Source organism: Polaromonas sp. (assembly GCF_016185115.1).
GTDB lineage: Bacteria > Pseudomonadota > Gammaproteobacteria > Burkholderiales > Burkholderiaceae_C > Polaromonas.
On the sequence record NZ_JACPOF010000030.1, the window covers coordinates 397,094 to 418,973 of the forward strand.

Consider the following 21,880-nt stretch of genomic DNA (forward strand, 5'->3'; position numbering starts at 1 on the left):
GCCAGCCCCCTCGGGGGGCAGCGTAGTACGCGAAGCGACAAGCGTGGGGGCCATATTCAGGTTCCGAATCCGTCATCAGCCGCGATGACCGCCCCATTGACAAAATGGCTTTCCCCGCTCGCCAGCATCACGAGCAAGGCATCGAGGTCTTCAGGCTGGCCCACGCGTTTGCGCGGCAGCATCTGCACCAGCTTTTTGCCCTGCTCGGTTTCCCAGTGATGGTGGTTGATTTCTGTGTCGATGTAGCCGGGGCAGATGGCATTCACATTGATGCCGAACCTGCCCCATTCCAGCGCCATCGCTTTTGTCATCTGCACCACGGCTGCCTTGCTCATGCAATAAACACCGATCTGCGGCAACACCCGCAGCCCGGCCATGGATGCGATGTTGATGATGCGGGCGCCGGCAAAAGCACCTAGCGCTGCGCCACGAGAGCGTGCAAGCATGCGCTTGCCGACTTCCTGCGCCACAAAAAATGCGCCCTTCACATTGGTGTTGAAGATGAAGTCATAGTCTTCTTCGCCCACATCCTGCAGGCGCTGCGTGGTGCTGACGCCGGAGTTGTTGATCAGAATGTCTATGGGCCCGACTTCGGTTTCGGCATGCGCCACTGCAGCCTTGATGTTGGCGTGGTCGGTCACGTCGAGTGCAACGACGTGGGCTGCGCCGCCTTCGGCCTCGATATGCGCACGCAGGTCTTTCAGCTTGTCCATCCTCCGGCTTGCCAGCACCACTGCAGCCCCCGCACGGCTCAATGTTTTTGCGAATTGCGCACCCAGGCCGCCGGATGCACCGGTCACCAGCGCGACACGGCCTGAAAGATCAAGGCTGTAGGCCATCACGACTCCTTAAAACAAGACATTTCACGTATAGCCAACAAGACAGGGTCTGGCCTGTTTCACGGCATAAAATCACGGACAAGCGCAGGCATACGCAGGCGGCCTGTCCCAAATCATTATCAGCGAGCCCCCGATGAATAACCAAGAAATCCTGGCCCAGTTCGGCCCCCGTGAAGCAATGGAATATGACGTGGTCGTGGTGGGCGGAGGGCCCGGCGGCCTCGCCACCGCCATTCGCCTGAAGCAGCTTGCAGCAGAGAAAGGCGCAGAGCTTTCAGTGGTTGTGCTTGAAAAGGGCTCCGAGCCCGGCGCGCACATCCTGTCGGGTGCGGTCATGGACCCTATCGCGCTGACAGAATTGATCCCCGACTGGAAAGCGCAGGGCGCGCCGCTCAACCAGCCAGTGACGGCAGACGAGGTGCTATTTCTCACAGAAACCGGTGCCGTCAAGACACCTGATTTTTTTGTACCTGATTGCTTTCATAACGAGGGCAACTACGTCATCAGTCTGGGCAATGTGGTGCGCTGGCTGGCACAGCAGGCCGAGAACCTGGGCGTTGAAATCTTCCCCGGCTTTCCGGCTGCAGAAGTGCTTTACAACGAAGACGGTTCCGTCAAGGGCGTGGCGACCGGCAATCTCGGCGTCGGCAAGGACGGCGAACCCACAGACAACTTTCAGCTCGGAATGGAACTGCATGGCAAGTACACCGTGTTTGCAGAAGGCGCGCGCGGCCACCTGGGCCGCCAATTGATCGCAAAGTTCAAGCTCGATGCGGGCAAGGACCCGCAGGCCTATGCGCTGGGCGTGAAAGAACTTTGGGAAATCGACCCGGCCAAACACAAGGCAGGCCTCGTCATCCACACCGCCGGCTGGCCCATGGACACTGCCACCTATGGCGGCGGCTTCATGTACCACCTGGAAGACAACAAGGTCACGCTGGGACTGGTCACCGGCCTTGACTACAGCAACCCCTACCTCAGCCCGTTTGAGGAAATGCAGCGATGGAAGACCCACCCGGCTATCAAAAAATATCTTGAAGGCGGCAAGCGCATCAGCTATGGCGCACGCGCCATCACGGCGGGCGGCGCATTGAGCCTGCCAAAAACAGTCTTCCCGGGTGGTGCACTGATCGGCTGCGAAGCCGGTTACCTCAATGCCAGCCGCATCAAGGGCAGCCATGCAGCCATCAAGAGCGGCATGCTCGCTGCCGAAGCAGCTTATGAAGCCGTCACCGCTGGCCGCCAGCATGATGAGCTGACGGCTTACCCCGAAGCCTATGCCAAAAGCTGGCTGGCCGCAGAGCTTGACCAGTCGCGCAACTTCAAGGCCTGGTTCAAGAAGGGTTTGTATGTCGGCTCCTTCATGACCGGCATCGAGCAATGGCTGCTGCCAAAGCTGGGCATCAAGAGCCCGCCATGGACGATTCACCGCGACAAACCTGATTACGCGATGCTCAGGCCAGCCGCTGAATGCCAGCCCATCGCCTATCCCAAGCCCGACAACAAGATCACCTTTGACCGCCTGAGCTCGGTGTTTGTTTCCAACACCAACCATGAAGAGCAGCAGCCGGCGCACCTGACACTGAAGGACAACAACGTACCGGTCGGCATCAATCTGGCGAAATACGCAGGCCCCGAGAGCCGCTATTGCCCGGCCGGCGTCTATGAGTTCGTCAAGAACGAAGACAACTCCGACCGCCTGCAGATCAATGCGCAAAACTGCGTGCACTGCAAGACCTGCGACATCAAGGACCCGACACAGAACATTGTCTGGGTGACGCCCGAAGGTGGGGGCGGGCCCAACTACAGCGGCATGTAGGGGCACGAGCGCGGAAGCGCGTGCGCGAACAGCCCCGTCTTCGGCGATGCCCACAAAGGAATACCCTTGGGTCCTGTTGCCGCAGGCCTCTTTAAGCTATAAAGAGGCAGGCAGATCATCCATGGGGGAGATTTTCAGTGCGCATGGCCAGGCTGTATCAACGCAAATGGCTTTTGATCCGCCTGCCGGTCGTCGTATTGGCCGTGGTCACCGCAGTCTGCCTGTGGGTGTTCCTCTACCCGATGCCGCCAACGCACCTGAGCATCACCACGGCGGCAACCGACGGCGCCTACTATCGCCACGCGCTGCGTTATGCCGAGCGTTTTGCAGCCCACGGCATCACGCTCGAAGTTCAATCATCTGCCGGTTCGCAGCAAAACCAGGACCGGTTGCGGCAGGACCGGTCACCCTCCGACCTCGCTTTCATGCAGGGCGGTTTTGGATATCTGGGCACCTCCACCGAGCGGCGTGACCGCAGCCGCATACAAACCCTGGCCAATGTCGACGTCGAAGGCGTCTGGATATTCACCCGCAACCGCGAGATTGATTCACTGGGCCAGTTGCAGGGCCTGCGCTTTGGCATCGGGCCCGAAGGCAGCGGCAGCCGTAACGTGGCACTCAAGCTGCTTGAGCAGGCGCGCATGGCAACCAAGGACCTGACGCTTTCAACATTGACAGGCAACGCCGCCGTGCAGGCCATGCGGCAAAACCAGCTCGATGCCGTGCTTATGGTGGCCCCGCCCGAATCATTTGCGATCCAGAACATGCTGGGTTTGCCGGGTATCCAGCTGGCCAACCTTCGCAAGTCCGCTGCAATGACCGAGCGCAACCCATTTCTCGAGGCACGCCTGTTGCCGCAGGGTACGCTGGGCACCAACCTGCCGCCACGCGACATCACACTGTTGACCACCTCGGCCAGCCTGGTCGCACGCGAAGCGCTGCACCCCGCACTCAAACGGCTCGCGTTGTCGGTGGCCATGGAGGTACACACCGGGGGCGGCCTGTTTTTTCGTGCGGGTGATTTCCCGTCCCTCAGGCGCATCGACTTCCCGACTGCGCCGCAGGCGCGCGAAACGCTGGTCCATGGCCTGCCCCTGGTTGAGCGCGTTTTGCCTTTCTGGTGGGCGCAGGTTGTGGAGCGGCTCGTACTGCTGGTGCTGCCAGTGATGCTGGTCGCGCTCTGGCTCATGCGCCTGATCCCCCGCTATATGCGCTGGATGGTGGAGAGCAGGCTGAATCGCTGGTACGGCGAGCTCAAATTCATCGAAAACGACCTGTCGAACGAGTCTCTGTCCGGCCTTGATCTCACGCGCTTTCTGCTCCGGCTGAACGGCATGGACAAGGCCCTGCTCGCATTTGCCTGTCCCAGGGAGTTGATGGCACGCTCATACACGCTGCACCAGCACATCGAGTTCGTGCGCCAGCGTCTTTACCGGATGCGCGGACGATGAAACTGCTGCTTCTTTACCGGCGCCGGTGGTGGCTGTTTTACCTGCCTGTCATCCTCTGCACTGCTGCGGCGCTCTGGTGGTCGGCAACGCGCTGGCAGGTGAGTCCGCCCGACAGGGTGGTGATTGCGGCAGGTTCACCCCAGGGCGGGTATTCGGCCCTTGCCCAACGCTACGCAGAACAGCTTGAGCGCCAGGGCATGAACGTCGAGATTGTCTATTCCGATACCCAGCGGGGGGCGCTTGACCGCATCATCAACGACGGTGAGCATGCCACTATCGGGTTTGCGCATGGTATTTACGCCAGCCCGGAAAAGCCGCTCCACGCCCTGGCAGTCGTCGGCCAGGACCCGGTCTGGATTTTTTCGGACCCGGGGGGAGCTGCATCGCTGGCCCAGTTGAGGCCTGGCGCGCGCGTCGCTGCGGGGCCGCCTGGATCATCTTCTTTCATTGCAGCCAGGGCACTGCTTGAGCATGCAGGCATACGTATCGCCGATGTCCGCTTCGACCCTGCCACCGGTGTGAAGGCCGCCGAAGCCCTGACAGACGGTAACCTGGACATGGTGTTTCAGGCATCCGGAGAAGACGCTCAATCCATACAGCTGCTGACCCGGCAACCCGGCATCCAGTTGCTGGGGACGGAACACGCGGGAAGCCTTGCGGCAAAAGAGCCACGCCTGCAGCCGCTGCTGTTGCCCCAGGGCGCGATAGAACTGCGCGGGGACATTCCGCCCCGTGACCTCACGCTGATGAGCCTGCAAACCCATCTGCTGGCCAGGCCGGATGTCCACCCGGCGCTGCAACGCGCGTTGCTGGACGCCGCAATCGAAATACACGAAGTACCCAACTTTCTTCAGCGGCACGGTCAATTCCCGAGCTTCAAGGGCACAGACTTTCCACTCTCTCCGGCGGCGCGGGACTACAGCCTGGGCGCACGGCCGTGGCTCGAAACCCTGCTGCCATACCGGACGGCGCAGCGCATGGAACTGTTCGTGTATGCAGTCGTCCCCATACTCGTCATTGCCCTGCTGGTTCTTGCCTGGATTCCCAGGCTCTTCGACTGGCGGATCATGGCAGCGCTGAACCATTTTTACGGCGACGTGAAGTTTCTTGAAAGCGAAATGGACAGTGTGGCCAGCGAGCAGCCGATGGCCCTCAAGCGGCTGCTGGAACGGCTCGACGCCATTGAAAGCCAGGTGGTGGCGCTGGACATGCCTGATGAATTTGCGGAGCGCTGGTACACGCTTCGCGAGCACCTGGCTGCTGCGCAGGATCGGCTTCTCAAGCTTCGCGCGCGCTGAAAGCATTTTTATAAGCTGCAACGAGACACACTGCATGGATATTGTCATCACCGGAGGCGCCGGTTTTCTGGGTGCCAGGCTGGCGCGGGAACTGCTCGCGCGCGGGAAGCTGTCGCTCGCGGCAAACGAAGCGCAAGCCATCAGGACCATCACGCTGGTTGATCGCCTCGCCCCGCCACCGGATTTGCTCTCAGACAGCAGGGTTCTGGCCGTGACCGGCGACCTTAACGAGTTGTTGCAGTCAACCATGGCTGCAGCTTCGGTCATACAGCCTCACCACACTTTGGTGTTTCATCTCGCCGCCGCAGTCAGCGGTGAATGCGAGGCCGATTTCGACCTCGGCATGCGCAGCAACATCGACGCCACCCGGGCTTTACTGGAGGCCTGCCGTGCGCAGGAGACGGTGCCAACGTTTGTCTTTGCAAGCTCCCTCGCCGTGTTTGGCAACTCGCCCGAACAACCCTTGCCTTCAGTCATTGACGACCGCACCCTGCCCACGCCACAGAACAGTTACGGCATACAGAAATTCATTGGGGAACAGCTGGTGGCCGACTATGCCCGCAAGGGATTTATCCGTGGCCGGAACGTGAGGCTGATGACCGTGAGCGTACGGCCCGGCAAACCGAATGGTGCGGCGTCGGGCTTTCTGAGCGGGATGATCCGCGAGCCGCTGGCCGGCATCCGGGCCATATGCCCTGTCCCGCCAGACACTGCGGTGGCGCTCTCATCGCCAGCCCGAACCATTGAAGGCCTGATTCGGGCGGCAGAAGCCAGTGATGCGGACTGGGGCGCGAGAACAGCCATCAACCTGCCCGCCATCACAACCACTGTGAGGAGCATGGCTGAAGCACTTGAGCGCGTGGCCGGCAAAAAGGCCTCAAGCCTGATCGACTGGACGCCAGACGCTGCCATTGCACGCATCATCACAAGCTGGCCTTCCCGGATTGATGCGGCACGCGCGGCAGCGCTGGGGCTGCTGCCGGACAGCGATTTTGAGAGCGTCGTCAGGGATTACCTAAGAGAAAATCCTTAGATAACTCAGGTCGCGCCTGGTGCATAGTGGGCGGTTGAACAATAAAGGAGACATTAGGTATGAAACTCACCCGCCTGCTCACCGGCATTTCCCTTGCCATGGGCCTCGCATGCGCAGCCCAGGCACAGACCATCCTGAAAATCGGTTATGCCACCAACAAGGAATCGCATTACGGCGTGGGCTCCACCGTGTTTTGCGACGAAGTTGAAAAAGGCACGCAAGGCCGCTACAAATGCCAGCACTTTGCCAGTTCGGCACTGGGTGGCGAGCGCGAGCAGATAGAAGCCGTGCAGCTGGGCACGCAAGACCTGGTCAATACATCGACAGGCCCGGTCGGCAACTTTGTGCCCGAAGTCAAGATCGTCGACATCCCTTTCCTCTTTCGTGACTACGACCACGCACGCAAGGTCATGGACGGCCCCATAGGCCAGGACATCCTCAGCAAATTCCCCAGCAAGGGCATCATCGCCCTAGGCTGGACGGAAAACGGTTTCCGCCACATGACCAACAGCAAGCGCGACATCGTCAAGCCCACCGATGCCGCCGGTCTGAAGATGCGCACAATGGAAAACAAGGTGCATATGGACGGATACCGAACCTTCGGCATCCTGCCGACGCCCATGGCCTTTCCTGAGCTGTTCGGAGCGTTGCAACAGGGCACGGTCGACGGACAGGAAAACCCAATCCCCGTGATCCTTGCCTCGAAGTTCTCGCAGGTCCAGAAACACCTGTCGCTGACGGGCCACGTGTATTCACCTGCGCTGCTGCTGCTGTCACCCAGGACTTGGAACAAACTGACCGAAGCAGACAAGAAGGTGTTTGTTGAGGCTGCCAAAAAAGCCGGCGCAGCCCAGCGCAAAAAGGTCAATGATGACGAGAACAGCGGCATTGCCCAACTTGAAAAAGAAGGCATGAAAGTCACCAAGGTGGTAGATGGCAACGCCTTCCGTACCGCGCTGGCCCCTGCCTATGCGGGGTATGCCAAGGAATTCGGCGCAGACAACATCAAGAAGATCCAGGACGTCCGTTAAGCCTGCTTGAGGTACAGCCGCCCGGCCCGTAGCAGGGCATACGGGCGGCATTTTTTCGCGGGGCTCCGGCTTTCCAGAGCCGAACAACAGAGAACAACAGTGAAGACCTTCGAACGATATTTCCTCGGCGCCAACCGCTGGGCCCTCATACTCCTGCTCGCGGCAATGGCCGTCATTATTTTTGTCAATGTCGCGCTTCGCTACCTGACCAACCAGTCCATTGAGTGGGCCGAAGAGGTCTCGCGCCACATGATGATCTGGCTGACTTTTCTCGGTGCCGGACCGGTGCTGCGCTACGGCGGGCACATCGCGGTAGAGAACCTGCAGGACGTACTCCCACGCTCCATGGCGATTGCCATACGCGCTTTTGTCGCGCTTCTACTGTTCGCCTTTTTCGGATTCATGATCTGGTATGGCTGGCTCTACATGGGTCGAACCATGTTCCAGCTGACCGCGGCCACGCAGATACCGTTTGCCTATATCTATGCGGCGATGCCTGTGGGTGGCGTGCTGCTCATCATTCACTGGCTGCTGGTCGTGAGAGGTTATGTGATGGAACGCAAATTTGCGAGCGATGCGCACTTTGACGCACTGGCGAGTGCATCGCTATGAGCGCCGCCGGACCGCTCCAAGGCGCGAGCGCCCCCTCGGGGGGCAGTGCAGCGGCGCAGGCCGCAAGCGTGGGGACTTTATGAGCGCCAGCCTGTTACTCGTTCTGACGGTCTGCTTTTTCCTGGCTATTGGCGTGCCAGTAGCCTTTGCGCTGGGCCTTGCCACCGTCGCCACGCTGGTGCTGGCGGAAAATTACCCGCTGTTTGTACTGCTGAAAGAAACCTTCACAGGCATAGACAGCTTTCCCCTGATGGCCGTTCCATTTTTCATACTGGCGGCAGAACTCATGAGCGGCGGTTCCCTGACGGAAGTCCTGCTGAAATTCGCCGGCCAGTTCGTCGGCCATAAACGCGGTGGGCTGGGTTACACCAATGTGGTGTCGCTGACATTCTTCTCGGGCATTTCCGGTTCTGCACTGGCTGATGCAGCAGGTCCGGGTTCCATGCTGATCAAGATGATGGACAAGGCCGGCTATGACCGCTCGTACGCGGCGGCACTGACGGCTGCAACCGCCATCGTCGGGCCCATCATCCCGCCATCCATCATCATGATCATTTATGCGCTGCAGGATGACAATGTCTCGGTGGGCGCATTGTTTGTTGCGGGCCTGATTCCCGGCATCCTGATTGCCGTGGCCATGTGCGTGGTGAATTTTCATGTTTCGAAAAAACGCAACTACAAGGGTGATGGCGCCCTTCCGCCATGGCCGGAAGTCTGGCGCACCACATGGAAGGCCATTCCCGCGCTGTTGCTGCCTGTGCTTATTCTTGGCGGAATGCGCGCCGGATGGTTTACGCCCACCGAAGCGTCCGTCGTTGCGGTTTTTTATGCCTTGATTTGCGGAAAATTTGTTTACCGCACGCTGGAATGGAAAGCCCTGCCAGACATCCTCGCGCGCTCGGCATTGCTGACCGCCTCGGTGCTCATCATCATCGGTCTTTCCGCATCTTTCGCATGGATTCTGACGATTGAAGGCCTGCCGCAACAGATGGCCGACTGGATCATTGGCATGCATCTGTCGCCGTGGATGTTCCTGATTTTTGTGAACATCTTTTTGCTGCTGTTTGGTATCTTCATTGAACCGCTGCCGGGTGTGATGGTGCTGGCCCCGATTCTTGCGCCCGTTGCCGTCAAGCTCGGCATAGACCCCATCCACTTTGCGATGATCGTGATCTACAACCTCACACTGGGCATGATCACACCGCCAGTCGGCGGCCTGCTGTTTGTGACCTCCAACGTTTCGCGTGTCCCCATGGGCCCGCTGGTGCGCGAACTTGTGCCCTTTCTCTGGGCCCACGCAGCCGTGCTGGTTCTGCTGACATTCCTTCCTGCACTGAGCACCTGGGCGCCCCATGCACTGGGTTTTAAATAGCGAATCCGGTCATCCGCTACACTTTGAGGGTCAGGAGAGAGTTTTTCCCGCGAAAACCGCCGAAGGCGCATGTGTCACCCGCAATGGTGCACTGAACGCTCAGGCAAAAGGACTGACAACCGTTTCCCGGCGCACCGCGCCGGGGAGCGTTCCCTACTGGAGAGAGGCTGCTTTTTCGGCAGCCCACCGAAGGAGCAAACCCGCATCGCCGGGTGAATCTCTCAGGTAAAGTGGACAGCAGGGGCAGCCCGCAGCTTTTGCTGCGGAACTTGTTTGCCCCCCGGAGAATGCCCTTGTCCAGCCCTGCCCCCCCCGAAACCCTGCTCAAGACACCGTTGCATGACCTGCATGTGACTCTCGGCGCGCGCATGGTCCCCTTTGCCGGCTATTCCATGCCGGTGCAATATCCGGCGGGCCTGATGGCCGAGCACCACCACACACGTACAGCAGCCGGCCTGTTTGACGTCTCCCACATGGGCCAGTTGCGCCTTGAAGGACCAGATGCGGCCAACGCCCTGGAAACCCTGATGCCCGTCGATGTGCTTGACCTTGCGCCCGGCAAGCAGCGCTATGGCCTGCTGCTCAATGATGAAGGCGGCATCATCGATGATCTGATGTTTTTCAACCGTGACATCGGCAACGGCGGCGACCTGTTCATCATCGTCAACGGCGCCTGCAAGATCGGCGACATTGCCCATATTCGGGCAAAAATCGGCAAGCGCTGTGTTGTCACTCCCATGCCAGAGATGGCACTGCTCGCACTTCAGGGCCCACAAGCCGTGACGGCATTACAACGGCTTGCCCCGGGTGTTGAAAAACTGGTCTTCATGACCGGTGGCCGTTATACCGTTGCGGGCTGCGACTGTTTTCTCACACGCAGCGGTTATACCGGCGAGGACGGTTTCGAGATTTCCGTTCCGGCCGCGCAGGCAGACAAGCTGGCGCGCGCGCTGCTCGCCGAACCTGAAGTCAAACCCATTGGCCTGGGTGCACGCAACTCCCTTCGTCTGGAAGCCGGACTTTGCCTCTATGGCAACGACATTGACACCACCACCACACCCGTTGAGGCCAGCCTGAACTGGGCGATCCAGAAAGTCAGGCGCACAGGCGGCGCGCGGGCGGGAGGATTTCCGGGCGCGGAGAGGATACTGGCGCAGCTGTCTGGCTCATCCACGCTGCCACGCAAACGTGTCGGCCTCATCGCACTTGAGCGCGTGCCGGTGCGTGACCATACAACACTGCACAGCCCCGACGGCGCACAGGTCGGCGAAGTCACCAGCGGCCTGCTCGGGCCCACCATCAATCAGCCCGTCGCCATGGGTTATGTGAGCCCGGAATTTGCTTCTACCGGTACACAAATCAACGCCATGGTACGTGGCAAACCCGTACCCATGGAGGTCGCCAACATGCCATTTGTTCCCACCCATTACTACCGCGGCTAAGGCATTGGCTTAGCACGGCAACTTTTCAAACAACACTTTCAGGAGAAACCCATGACCGTCAAATACACCGAAGACCACGAGTGGCTGAAGATTGAAGGCGACATCGCCACTGTCGGCATCACCGTCCACGCGCAGGATGCGCTGGGCGACGTCGTGTTTGTGGACCTGCCTGCAGTAGGCGCCACCCTGGCACAAAAGGAAACGGCCGGTGTGGTCGAGTCTGTCAAGGCTGCCGCAGATGTGTATATGCCCGTAAGTGGAGAAGTCACCGAAGTCAATGAAGCCCTGCGCGACGACCCATCGCTGGCCAACAGCGACCCGCTGGGTGCGGGCTGGTTCTTCAAGGTCAAACTGTCCGACGCATCACAGCTCACGGGCCTGATGGACGAAACCAGCTACAACTCGTTTTCTGCAAGCGCCTGAACAATTACCTTCTTTCGTCATTGCGGACATGATCCGCAATCCATGGCTTCCGGGTCCTTGCCCGGGATGACACATATTTCCGGAGTTTCCATGTTGATGCAATCCGCCAAGCCGCTGGGCGATCTTGAGAACCCTTCTGAATTCCTCGCCCGCCACATCGGGATTGACGAGGCCGACGAAGCCCGCATGCTGGCGGCGGTGGGCTCAAGCTCGCGTCGTGAACTGATAGACGGAATTGTTCCGCGGTCGATTGCGCGCAGCAGCGCCATGGCGATTCCTTCACCCGTCACAGAGGCAGCAGCGCTCAAACAGCTCAAGGCCATCGCATCAAAAAACCAGGTCTTCAAGAGTTTTATTGGCCAGGGCTACTACGGCACATGGACACCCGGCGTCATCCTGCGCAACATCCTGGAGAACCCGGCCTGGTACACGGCCTACACGCCTTACCAGGCCGAGATTTCACAGGGGCGCATGGAAGCGCTCATCAATTTCCAGACCATGGTCTGCGACCTGACCGGCATGCCGATTGCCAACGCATCCATGCTGGACGAAGCCACTGCCGCGGCCGAGGCCATGACGCTGGCCAGGCGCAGCGTGAAAAGTAAAAGCAATGTTTTTATCGTCGCCGGGGACTGCCACCCGCAGACCATTGAAGTCGTCCAGACGCGGGCGAAACCACTGGGCATTGAAGTCAGGATCAGCACCGCATCGGTCACCGTCCCACAGCTCATGGCCGAAGGCAACTACTTCGGCGTGCTGGCCCAGTACCCGGCCACCACCGGCAGCATTCACGACCTGCGCCCCCTTGCCGGGCAGGCGCATGCTGACGGTGCAGCCCTGTGTGTGGCTGCCGACCTGCTGGCACTGACACTGCTCACGCCGCCCGGCGAATGGGATGCCGATATCGTGTTCGGAAATACACAGCGCTTTGGCATGCCCATGGGCAATGGCGGCCCTCACGCCGCCTACCTCGCCTGCCGTGATGAATACAAGCGCTCGCTACCCGGACGCCTTGTCGGTGTCAGCGTCGATGTGCATGGCAACCCGACCTACCGCCTGGCACTGCAAACGCGCGAACAGCACATACGCCGTGAAAAAGCCACCTCCAATATCTGCACGGCGCAGGTTCTGCCGGCGGTTATATCCAGCATGTATGCGGTCTACCATGGCCCTCAGGGCCTGAAACGCATTGCCGAGCGGGTCGCTGCCTACACCGCCATATTTGTGCAGGGTCTCAAACAACTGGGCTATGAGATCACCAATGATGGAGCCTTCGATTCGGTCACCATCAAGACCGGGGAAGCAACCCAGCTGATCGCAGGCCGCGCACGCCAGGCGGGTGCAAACCTGAGGTTCAGGCTCAACAACCACCTGGGCGTTTCACTGGATGAGACCACCAGCCGGAAGGACATTGAACTGCTCTGGTCTTTCTTCGCTACTGAAGGCCAGACGTTGCCCGTTGTCAGCGCCTTTGAAAAAGGCATCGAATCGCTGATCCCTGCTGACCTGCGCCGCACCAGCGATTTCCTCACGCACCCGGTTTTCAATACCCACCATTCCGAGACCGGCATGCTGCGCTACATCCGCATGCTCAGCGACAAGGATCTGGCGCTTGACCGCAGCATGATTCCTTTGGGTAGCTGCACCATGAAGCTCAATGCCACCAGCGAGATGGTTCCCGTCACCTGGCCAGAGTTCGCCAACATCCACCCATTCGCACCTGCAGAGCAACTGCTCGGCTATGCAGAGCTTGACCAGCAGCTGCGCGACTGGCTGTGCCAGGCCACCGGTTACGCAGGCATCAGTCTGCAGCCCAATGCAGGCTCCCAGGGCGAATATGCAGGCCTGCTCGTCATCAAGGCGTTCCTCGAAGCGAACGGCCAGGGTCACCGTAATATTTGCCTGATTCCATCATCAGCACACGGCACCAACCCGGCCAGCGCGCAGATGGTGGGCATGACGGTAGTTGTCACGGCCTGCGATGCCAGGGGCAATGTCGACATGGCCGACCTCAAGGCCAAATGCGAACAGCACAGCGCCAACCTGGCCTGCGTCATGATCACCTACCCCAGCACACACGGTGTTTTTGAAACGCAGGTAGAGGAACTCTGTGGGCTGGTGCATTCACACGGCGGGCGTGTCTATGTAGACGGCGCCAACATGAATGCGCTGGTGGGCGTCGCAGCACCGGGCGAGTTTGGCGGCGACGTCAGTCACCTGAACCTGCACAAGACCTTCTGCATCCCTCATGGCGGCGGCGGCCCGGGCGTGGGGCCTGTTTGTGTGGTCAAGGATCTCGTCCCTTACCTGCCCGGTCATGCGACGGCAGGCATTCCTGTCAATGGTGTGGGCGCGGTATCAGCAGCCCCCCTGGGCAATGCAGCCGTGCTGCCGATCAGCTGGATGTACTGCCGCATGATGGGCCCTGAAGGACTGAAGCATGCGACAGAGATTGCCATCCTCAGCGCCAACTACATCAGCGCACGCCTGAAGGACCACTACCCCACGCTGTACGCGAGTGCCAACGGTCACGTCGCCCACGAATGCATTCTTGACCTGCGCCCCGTCAAGGAAACCAGCGGCGTCACGGCGGAGGATGTGGCCAAACGCCTGATGGACTATGGCTTTCACGCGCCAACCTTGAGCTTTCCCGTCCCCGGCACACTGATGGTGGAACCTACAGAAAGCGAAACCCTCCCGGAACTGGACCGTTTCATTGCCGCGATGATCGCCATCCGTGAAGAGATACGCAAGGTAGAAACCGGGCAGTGGCCCCAGGACAACAACCCTCTCAAGCACGCACCGCATACAGCCGCAAGCCTGCTGGGCAGTGACTGGGACAGGCCATATTCACGCGAAACGGGCGCATTCCCGCTGGCAAGCCTGAAACAGTCCAAATACTGGCCTCCTGTGGGCCGTGTCGACAACGTGCATGGCGACCGCAACCTGTTTTGCAGCTGCATCCCTGTCAGCGATTACGCCTGACAGCAGCGGCCGGACCACTGAACACCGATGGCATCCTTTCCTCCCGTCAGGGCAGTTGAACGCGCCATTGAACTGCTGCAATGCCTGAATCGCCAGCCGATCTCGACGCTGGACCTGTTGCATCGCCAGACGGGCTTGCCCAAGCCGTCGCTGGTACGGCTGCTGCAAACACTGGTCGGCCTCGGTCTGGTCAATCACGCACCGCAGCATGGTTCGTATTACCTGACCTCGGCAGTTCATACCCTTTCGTCCGGGTATCACAGCGAACCGCGCATCATTGAAGCTGCGGCCCCGATTGCAGATGGGTTCACGGCACGTTTCAAGTGGCCGGTCGCGGTAGCCGTGTTCGACACCGATGCCGTGGTCGTTCGCTACAGCACGATTGCACAGTCACCGCTGTCGCTGCTTCATTCAAGCATCAACATGCGTCTGTCGCTGGTCAGCCGGGCGCTGGGCCGGGCCTATCTTGCGTTTTGCCCGCCCGACGAGCAGGAGATCATCCTTGGGCTTCTGGCGCACTCTGCCGAGGCCGAAGACAAGCCCGCACAGGACACCGCCAAAGTCATCAAAATGCTGGAAGAAACACGCAAGCAGGGCTATGCAGTCCGCAACCCTGCGGTGCGCCCCGTCTCCAATACGCTGGCCTTGCCGGTATTCGAGAACGGACGGGTGGTTGCCTCCTTCGGCCTGACATGGTTTTCGTCCGCGCTGTCACTCAAGGACGCTGTACACACGCTATACCCCGAGATGAAAGCCGCCACAGAAAAGATCAGTGGCAGGTTAAAGACGCTTGACGGGAAAAGCAGCACGCCACGCCCATTGGCAGGAAAACCGCCTTCCCGGAAAGTCAGGGCCGCGAGGCCCTGACCAGCGCGTCATCGCAGGCGCACTCAGGCTTTCACAGGCCGCTTGCGGGTTTCAAACTCGCCAAGGTAGTTGCCGTTCAGCGTGGGGCTCATCAGGATTTCATTGATGCACACGCGCGGCGGCAGGCCGGCGATGTATCGCACCATGTCCGCCACGTCCTGGGGCTTCAGGAGTGCGGCACGTACCTCCGCCGATGGCGGGATGGGACGCTTGTTGAGCAGGGGCGTATCAATGCCGCCCGGCGCGATGGAGGTCGCCCGTATGCCGTTGACACACTCTTCCCAGTTGATGCTTTCGGTCAGGGCAAGGTCTGCACGTTTGGTCGAAGCGTATGCGGGGCCGGCAAAGTATGCAGCAAAGCGGCCTGTCCAGGACGATATATTGATGATCACACCGTCCTTGCGTTCCCGCATGCCGCGCATCGTCGCCTGGCAGGTGTAGAACATTCCGGACAAGTTGACATCGACGGTGTTCTTCCAGTCCTCTACAGACAGGTCGCGAAAATTTCTCTTCGAGGGATTGACGCCCGCCGAATTGACAAGGATGTCGATGTGCCCCAGGCGCTGCTCCAGCGCGGCAGCACCTTCATACACGCTGTCGCTGTTGCCGACATCCACCACGAGCGCCTCTGCCAGACCTGCACCTCCTGCCTGCAGGGCCGCGGCCTCGAGCGCTTCTGCGTTTCGTCCCGAGAGCACCACGTAGGCGCCAGCCTTCACCAGCTCCTGCGAAATCGCCAGGCCCACAGCGCCTGCTGCGCCGTGCACCCAGGCGACCTTGCCTTCGAGTTCTTTTTGTTGATGGGTCATACCCGCTCCTGTGTCCGGTTGTTGAAAGGCACCGCGAAGGTGGCCGCTGCCCTCACTGTTTCCAGTAGGGCTCCCTTAGTTCACGTTTGAGTGTTTTTCCGAGGGCCGAGCGGGGCAGTTCCTGCCGGAACTCGACCGCCGATATGCGCTGGGTGCGACCCACCTTTTCGTTGGCCCACTGCCGCAAGGCTTCCTCGCTGATGCAACTGCCCGGTCTGGGTACTACCAGCGCCAGCGGCGTTTCGCCCCACTGCGTGCTGGGGATGCCGATCACGGCCACATCCGTCACATCAGGATGGCCGGCAAGCACGGACTCGAGATCGCTGGCGTAGATATTGAAGCCACCCGAAATGATGATGTCCTTCTTGCGGTCCATCAGCGTGAGGAAACCGTCGGCATCAAAGCGGCCGATGTCGCCGCTGCGGTGAAACACGGCGCCCGTCCCGTCGTGCCAGTAGAACTTCTGCGTTGCATCGGGCTGGCGGTAATAACCGGCCATCATGTAAGGCGAACGCCCGACGATTTCGCCGGCTTCTCCGGCCGGGAGAACCCGCCCTTCGTCATCAATGATGCGGATGTCGTGGTCCGCTGCGGCCTTGCCTACCGTGCCGAGCTTGTCCGGCCAGGCGTCCGCGTCCAGTATGCAGGTCGTACCACCTTCGGTCATGCCATAGACCTCGCGCAGGTTGCCGGGCCAGCTCGCCTGAATGCGCGCTTTCAGCCGCGCATCGAGCGGGGCGCCTGTGCATTGCTTGAGGACAAAAGAGGACAACCGGGCGCCAGCAAAATCCTCATGGTCCAGAATCCGCTGGTATTGCACGGGCACCAGCATGGTATGCGTCACCTGGAAGCGCTCGCAGAGTTTGAGGTATTGAGGCACATTGAACTTCGGCATCAGCACCGTCAAGCCTCCCGCCGCGACAGTCGCCAGCAGGGGTTGCAAGGTGGTATTCGAATAAAGGGGTGTGGACAGCAGCATCACGCTGCTGCTGTCCAGCCCGAAGCTGCGGCGCGCCGCCTGCCTGTAGCGCATGCCGTGCCTGTGCAGAATGCCTTTCGGATCGCCAGTAGTCCCCGAGCTGTAGATGATGTTGAAATCATCATCCGGCTCAAGTACCGGCGTTCCTGACGATGGGGGCGCCGCGGCCAGCCATTCCTTCCACCCGGTCCAGCCCTGCGCCTCGAAATCGATCGCCACCAGCCGCCCGTGAAATTGCTGCTCGAGCTCCGGGTTGGTGCTGCCCAGTAACTCCCTCATGTCATTGCTGATGACGAGAACTTTGGCATCCGAATTGCGCAGCATGGACAGCAGTGCTGTTGAAGTCGCAGACGTGGCAAGCGGCACTATGCATGCGCCCGCCTTGATCACGCCGAAAAATGTCGCCAGCGCTTCGAGTGACGGGCTGGCGAGCAAAGCTACCTTGTCACCCTTGCGGATGCCCATGTTCATGCACCCGGCTGCAACGGCAGACATCTGCTGCGCAAACACCTTCCAGCTCAGGCTTGCATCGCCACATACGAAAGCATGGGCATCACCACGTTGCGAGGCGTACTGTTCTATCAACTCCGGAAATGAAACAAACGGGGCGGCCGCAACGGCCTGTGCCTGAGGGGTCTCAATACTTTTACTTGTCATAGACGAGCATCAGGAATTCAGCCACCAGTGCGGGGCGCTCCTGTCCTTCAATTTCGATCACGCAATCGGAAGTCACGCGCACACCGCCCTCAACCATCTCGGCCGCCCTGATGGTCTGGCGCAAGCGCACGCGCGAATTGACGGGCACGGGGCTGGTATAGCGAACCTTGTTCAGGCCGTAATTCAGTCCCTTGCCACGCACACGGATTCGGTAGACAGACCGCACGAGGTATGGAATCAGCGACAGTGTGTAAAAACCATGCGCGATGGTTTTGCCGCCAGGCATTTCCCTGGACGCACGCTCGACGTCAACGTGAATCCAGTGGTCGTCGCCCGTGAGTTCGGCGAACCGGCTGATCTTGTCCTGGTCGATCAACGACCAGTCGCTGACACCGATTTCCTTGCCCACCCACGGAATCAGGTCCGCGGGCCGTTCCAGTTCAATCATGATTTCTCCGTTAAAGTCATGCAGCGGGCCGCGCAGGCACACGTCCGAGTGTCTGCAGGGTCATCACCACTTCACCGTCCTGGTTGCGGACACTGACCTGCGTCCGGATGGTGCCGCGGTCGGGCTGCGAATCCGAGCGCAGCACTTCGATGACCTCGCGCTCGACCGTCAGCGTGTCGTTGGCACGCACCGGTTTGCGCCAGCGCAGCTGGTCTATGCCCATGCCGATGACCGGCGTTTTGCCGTATCCGCCCGACTGTACGAACACACGCATGGACAGGGCCGCGATCTGCCAGCCGCTGGCCACGAGCCCGCCGAACGGCCCGGTCTTCGCCCACTCGGGGTCGGTGTGCATCTTCTGGGGATCATTGGCCTTGCCGTAAGCCACGATCTCATCTTCAGTGACAAGGGTGGGCACACTCACCCAGCGTTCACCAACCTCGAAGTCCTCGAGATAACGCGGCTTGTCCGCCGCCATGCCGGCAGTTTTTGCGGGTTCGATCATGCTGCAGGGTTCACTTGGCAGCCGCAGCAGGCATCGGATAGTCGGCGGCGTTCGCGACCATGCCAGGCTTGCTGGAAAAATCCATGCGCGGTGGCGCAAACACATCCACCAGCGCCGAACGCCCCTGGCTGACATTGCGGCTGGTATGTATGACCTTGGGCGGGATGACGAGCAGCGACGGGCTGGACATCTCGATGTGCTCGTCGTTCTTCCATGTCGTCATGTCAGCAGTCCAGGGATAACGCATGTGGTGCACCCAGTCGCCTGCCAGCGCAAGTGAACCCTGCTCAAAGTCGGTGTGGGAATGGGGGCTGAGCTTTCGGACATCACGTGGCGTGTCACGCGATGTCATGATGTTCATCATCAGGTTGGTGCTGCGGAAAATACGCATGTTGGTGTCGGGCTTGATGAAGTCAGCCAGCTGGTAGTTGCGCAGCATGAAGCCGCCGACCGGGTCAGGCCAGGCCTGCAGCGGCGCGACCTCGGGTGCGCCGCCGGCGTAATGGCCGGCGTTTGCGGCAAGCGCCAGCATGTCACCGGCCTTGCTGGAAAACACGCGCACCACCTGCCCCGGACCGGAGAGCGTGACCCGGCTGGCCCCTGGTGGGACGATAGTCAGGCTGTCTGCCTGCGCCGTAATGGTTTGACCGCTGGCTTCGATCACTGCGGCAGCGTCAACCAGGTACACCATGTACTCGTCAGGGTTGTTATCGCGTGCGAAAGTGGCACCCGCCTTGGCCTGGCTGACGGCGACGACAAAATTGGCGCCGCGTGTGATCCAGGTTTTGGCGTCGGGGCTGGCCTGGTCGGCAGCAGCGTTGTAATGGCGCGCTTCGGTGGCGGCAACGGAAGGTGTACTCATGTGGTCTCCTGAAATAGCGGTAAAGGTCCGGGGGGGTCAGGGGGAAGGATGGGCGCTGGCGTCGGCCGCCTGGCGCATCAGCGACTGGTCGGAGCCAAAGACAAACCAGTTCACGCCCTTGGCGGCATAAGCATCGCGCTCTGCGATGCTCGCGGTAAACACACCAGCAATCTTTCCAGCGGCAAGTGCTGCGGCAATGCTGCGGTCTGCGGCAGCCGCGACGTCAGGGTGTTTGGAGTCCTCGATGCCCATTGCCAGGGCCAGGTCTGCCCGGCCTATGAAAAGCCCGTCTACCCCCGGCACAGCGGCGATGTCCGCCGCAGCCGCAACGGCCTCCGGGCCTTCGATCTGGCAGATGATCATGGCCTGGTCGCCGGCGGTGAGCGCCTGCTTCATGCCCAGGGTGCCATAGCCGGCAAAGCGCGGTGAGCCCGAAAAGCCCCGCTGACCACCGCGAAACTTCGCATGTGCGACTACGGCTTCGGCATCTGCCACGCTGTCCACATGCGGCACCAGCAGGCCCGCAGCGCCCATGTCCAGCACGGAAAGGATGGTGGCCGGATTTTTGTCGGGGATGCGCACCAGCAATGGCAGGCCGCCCGCACGGCTGGCCATCATCATGAGGTCCAGTCCGGCGCGATCCAGTGGGGCGTGTTCGGCATCCAGCACGCCGAAGTCCAGCGCAGAAGTACCCAGCACCTCCACCACATGCGGTGAATTGGTCTTGATGAAGGTGCCGACCTGGTAACGGCCGGGGTTTTTCTGAAGTGTTTTGGCAGGCATTGTGTTTTCCGTCGCGCTGTGTGTCGTCACGCCTTGTTCCCTACAGGCGGCGTCTGCAGGATGGGCCGTTCAAATATCTCACCCAGGCTGGCATAAAAAGGGCCGCCCAGCCTGGCGACAGGCTGCATCTTCACGCTGTCGACGTGACGTCCGTCATAGACGTCGTTCGAGAGGTGAAATGCCACCACTTCACCGATGTACAGCGTGTTCAGCCGGCCGAGTGTCACGACCTGGCTGAGCCTGCACTCCATCTGCACCGGGGACATCGCAATGCGCGGCGGCCTGACCAGATCACTGGGCAGAAGTTCAATGCCCAGGGCCTCGGTTTCGCTGGCGTCGGGGCCAAACTCCGCCGACGTCCTGTGCATGGTTTCCATGTTGTCGACCGTGGCGACGTTGACGACGAACTCCTTCACGCTCTGGATATTGCGCGCCGTATCCTTCAGGCCGCCGCTGCGCGAACCGATGTTGATGGCCAGCATGGGCGGGCTGTGCGCCACGTAGTTGTAGGAACTGAAGGGCGCGGCATTGACCACACCGGCCTCACTGATGCTGGTGATCCAGGCGATGGGGCGCGGCGTGACGATGCCGCACAGCAGGCGATAGGCGGTTGCCGTGTCCATGCCGGACGCGGCGATGGTGGTGAATTTTTCGCTCATGGGAATGGTGCGGAATTCAGCGTTTTTTCGTTCCGCCCTTCACGAACACCCGCTTGCCGGTGTCGTGACAGACCGCGCGTTTTTCCGCGTCGCTGAGCAGCACCGCCGAGTCGAGAAAACGCTGCACCATCTCCTTGTAGGTACCCGACGAAGTGCCGATGTCGGAACCCCACATCACATGGTCCGCACCAAACATGTCGACCGCGCGGCGCAGGACCTTCTCTGCAGGGATGTTCTCCTCGCGGCAGATGTCGAGGTTGATGGAGGTGAACTTGAAGAAGATGTTTTTCTCGCCGGAAAGCTTTTGATAACGCTCATCCAGGCCGTAGTGATCACCCTCCTGCATTTCCGGTTCGAGCAGATGGTCCAGTACAAGGCGTATGTCTGGGTACTTGCGCGCCAGCTCGATGATCGCGGGTACCGATGGGCCGCCACCGCCTTCTGAGAGGACTTCCAGGTCCATCACCAGGCCGAACTCCTGGGCGACATCCCATGTTCTCAATGCTTCGGGGGAGTTCAGCCAGGGCATGCTGCCGTCTGGCTTGCGCCCGCCAAACAGCCGCACACCTGCGAGGCCGTTTTCCCCGATGTACTTGCGCACCAGCACCGGTGTGGTTTCGTCTTCCGCGTCGAGGATGACCACCGCGCTGAACAGGTCAGGGTACTTGTCCGATGAATCCAGAATGTAGCTGTTGTCCAGCCGGTAGATCATGCGTTTTTGCACGGCCACCATGCCGTCCACGTTTTCTTCCTGCATCCACTGCAACATGCGAATCGCATCCGGCACTTCGTTGATGGGGTTGGGTCCGTGGTGACCGCCCGGCTTGCCGATCACGCCCGGGTGGCGGTAGGGCGCATCCTTGGCGCGCTGCATGGGGTTGCGCGGGTAGCGCACCTGGTCGTCAGCGACGAGGTGGGCATGTGAATCAAAAAGAAGTGGGCGGGCCTGGTTGCTTGCAGTCATGTGAGCGGAGTTGTAGTGAAGTCTGGGGGGATCTGGTGATTG

The 21,880-nt window shown here is 60.5% G+C and carries 20 protein-coding genes and 2 riboswitches; of the genes, 11 read left to right on the plus strand and 9 right to left on the minus strand.

The genetic code is table 11. The annotated features are described in order from the left end of the window. Nucleotides 1-56: 56 nt before the first annotated feature. The gene (locus HYX42_RS22850) at nucleotides 57-839 is read right to left on the minus strand and encodes an SDR family oxidoreductase (RefSeq protein ID WP_293407580.1); all 783 of its coding nucleotides are present in this window, start codon (nucleotides 837-839) and stop codon (nucleotides 57-59) included. A gap of 133 nt (nucleotides 840-972) precedes the next feature. Here HYX42_RS22850 and HYX42_RS22855 point away from each other — a divergent pair, with 133 nt between their 5' ends. The 11 genes from HYX42_RS22855 to HYX42_RS22905 all read left to right on the plus strand — a co-directional run bounded on the left by HYX42_RS22855 (nucleotide 973) and on the right by HYX42_RS22905 (nucleotide 15,172). Then, nucleotides 973-2,658: an electron transfer flavoprotein-ubiquinone oxidoreductase gene (locus HYX42_RS22855; protein WP_293407582.1), complete on the plus strand. Its 1,686-nt coding sequence runs from the start codon at nucleotides 973-975 to the stop codon at nucleotides 2,656-2,658. Between the two features lie 143 nt (nucleotides 2,659-2,801). After that, nucleotides 2,802-4,109, plus strand: coding sequence for a TAXI family TRAP transporter solute-binding subunit (locus HYX42_RS22860; protein ID WP_293407584.1), 1,308 nt, complete (start codon nucleotides 2,802-2,804; stop codon nucleotides 4,107-4,109). After that, nucleotides 4,106-5,407, plus strand: a complete 1,302-nt coding sequence (locus HYX42_RS22865; RefSeq protein ID WP_293407587.1) for a TAXI family TRAP transporter solute-binding subunit — start codon at nucleotides 4,106-4,108, stop codon at nucleotides 5,405-5,407. Before HYX42_RS22860 ends, HYX42_RS22865 begins: the two co-directional genes overlap by 4 nt. Before the next feature lie 34 nt (nucleotides 5,408-5,441). Beyond that, the gene (gene denD, locus HYX42_RS22870) at nucleotides 5,442-6,440 is read left to right on the plus strand and encodes a D-erythronate dehydrogenase (RefSeq protein ID WP_293407589.1); all 999 of its coding nucleotides are present in this window, start codon (nucleotides 5,442-5,444) and stop codon (nucleotides 6,438-6,440) included. 59 nt (nucleotides 6,441-6,499) lie between these two features. Next, on the plus strand, nucleotides 6,500-7,471 hold the full coding sequence (locus HYX42_RS22875; protein WP_293407591.1) for a TRAP transporter substrate-binding protein: 972 nt from the start codon (nucleotides 6,500-6,502) through the stop codon (nucleotides 7,469-7,471). Nucleotides 7,472-7,570: 99 nt separating this feature from the next. Continuing rightward, nucleotides 7,571-8,083, plus strand: a complete 513-nt coding sequence (locus HYX42_RS22880; protein WP_293407593.1) for a TRAP transporter small permease — start codon at nucleotides 7,571-7,573, stop codon at nucleotides 8,081-8,083. Nucleotides 8,084-8,162: 79 nt separating this feature from the next. Further along, a complete protein-coding gene (locus tag HYX42_RS22885) occupies nucleotides 8,163-9,455 on the plus strand; it encodes a TRAP transporter large permease (RefSeq protein ID WP_293407595.1) in 1,293 nt (430 codons plus the stop codon). 21 nt (nucleotides 9,456-9,476) lie between these two features. Further along, a riboswitch (glycine riboswitch) is annotated at nucleotides 9,477-9,580 on the plus strand. A gap of 21 nt (nucleotides 9,581-9,601) precedes the next feature. Further along, a riboswitch (glycine riboswitch) is annotated at nucleotides 9,602-9,703 on the plus strand. A gap of 39 nt (nucleotides 9,704-9,742) precedes the next feature. Further along, nucleotides 9,743-10,897: a glycine cleavage system aminomethyltransferase GcvT gene (gene gcvT / locus HYX42_RS22890; protein WP_293407598.1), complete on the plus strand. Its 1,155-nt coding sequence runs from the start codon at nucleotides 9,743-9,745 to the stop codon at nucleotides 10,895-10,897. A 51-nt stretch (nucleotides 10,898-10,948) separates the two neighbouring features. Continuing rightward, nucleotides 10,949-11,320 (plus strand): glycine cleavage system protein GcvH, encoded by a 372-nt coding sequence (gene gcvH / locus HYX42_RS22895; protein WP_293407600.1) that lies wholly within the window; start codon nucleotides 10,949-10,951, stop codon nucleotides 11,318-11,320. A 90-nt stretch (nucleotides 11,321-11,410) separates the two neighbouring features. Next, nucleotides 11,411-14,305 (plus strand): aminomethyl-transferring glycine dehydrogenase, encoded by a 2,895-nt coding sequence (gene gcvP, locus HYX42_RS22900; RefSeq protein ID WP_293407602.1) that lies wholly within the window; start codon nucleotides 11,411-11,413, stop codon nucleotides 14,303-14,305. A gap of 27 nt (nucleotides 14,306-14,332) precedes the next feature. Beyond that, nucleotides 14,333-15,172, plus strand: coding sequence for a DNA-binding transcriptional regulator (locus HYX42_RS22905; RefSeq protein WP_293407604.1), 840 nt, complete (start codon nucleotides 14,333-14,335; stop codon nucleotides 15,170-15,172). 23 nt (nucleotides 15,173-15,195) lie between these two features. Here the strand turns inward: HYX42_RS22905 and HYX42_RS22910 are convergent, their stop codons facing one another. Genes HYX42_RS22910 through HYX42_RS22945 form a run of 8 tightly spaced genes read right to left on the minus strand, consistent with a single transcriptional unit; the run spans nucleotide 15,196 to nucleotide 21,838 of the window. After that, nucleotides 15,196-15,981: an SDR family oxidoreductase gene (locus tag HYX42_RS22910; protein ID WP_293407607.1), complete on the minus strand. Its 786-nt coding sequence runs from the start codon at nucleotides 15,979-15,981 to the stop codon at nucleotides 15,196-15,198. A gap of 52 nt (nucleotides 15,982-16,033) precedes the next feature. Further along, entirely contained in the window at nucleotides 16,034-17,617 is a 1,584-nt protein-coding gene (locus tag HYX42_RS22915) for a class I adenylate-forming enzyme family protein (RefSeq protein WP_293407609.1), read from the minus strand. Further along, on the minus strand, nucleotides 17,607-18,065 hold the full coding sequence (locus HYX42_RS22920) for a MaoC family dehydratase (protein WP_293407611.1): 459 nt from the start codon (nucleotides 18,063-18,065) through the stop codon (nucleotides 17,607-17,609). The genes HYX42_RS22915 and HYX42_RS22920 overlap by 11 nt, the downstream gene beginning before the upstream one ends. A gap of 16 nt (nucleotides 18,066-18,081) precedes the next feature. Next, entirely contained in the window at nucleotides 18,082-18,570 is a 489-nt protein-coding gene (locus HYX42_RS22925; protein ID WP_293407613.1) for a MaoC family dehydratase, read from the minus strand. Between the two features lie 10 nt (nucleotides 18,571-18,580). Further along, nucleotides 18,581-19,432: a hypothetical protein gene (locus HYX42_RS22930; protein ID WP_293407615.1), complete on the minus strand. Its 852-nt coding sequence runs from the start codon at nucleotides 19,430-19,432 to the stop codon at nucleotides 18,581-18,583. A gap of 36 nt (nucleotides 19,433-19,468) precedes the next feature. Continuing rightward, nucleotides 19,469-20,215 (minus strand): aldolase/citrate lyase family protein, encoded by a 747-nt coding sequence (locus HYX42_RS22935; protein ID WP_293407616.1) that lies wholly within the window; start codon nucleotides 20,213-20,215, stop codon nucleotides 19,469-19,471. A 26-nt stretch (nucleotides 20,216-20,241) separates the two neighbouring features. Continuing rightward, nucleotides 20,242-20,874, minus strand: coding sequence for a flavin reductase family protein (locus tag HYX42_RS22940; RefSeq protein ID WP_293407618.1), 633 nt, complete (start codon nucleotides 20,872-20,874; stop codon nucleotides 20,242-20,244). A 16-nt stretch (nucleotides 20,875-20,890) separates the two neighbouring features. Continuing rightward, on the minus strand, nucleotides 20,891-21,838 hold the full coding sequence (locus tag HYX42_RS22945; RefSeq protein WP_293407620.1) for an amidohydrolase: 948 nt from the start codon (nucleotides 21,836-21,838) through the stop codon (nucleotides 20,891-20,893). Between the last annotated feature and the right edge of the window lie 42 nt (nucleotides 21,839-21,880).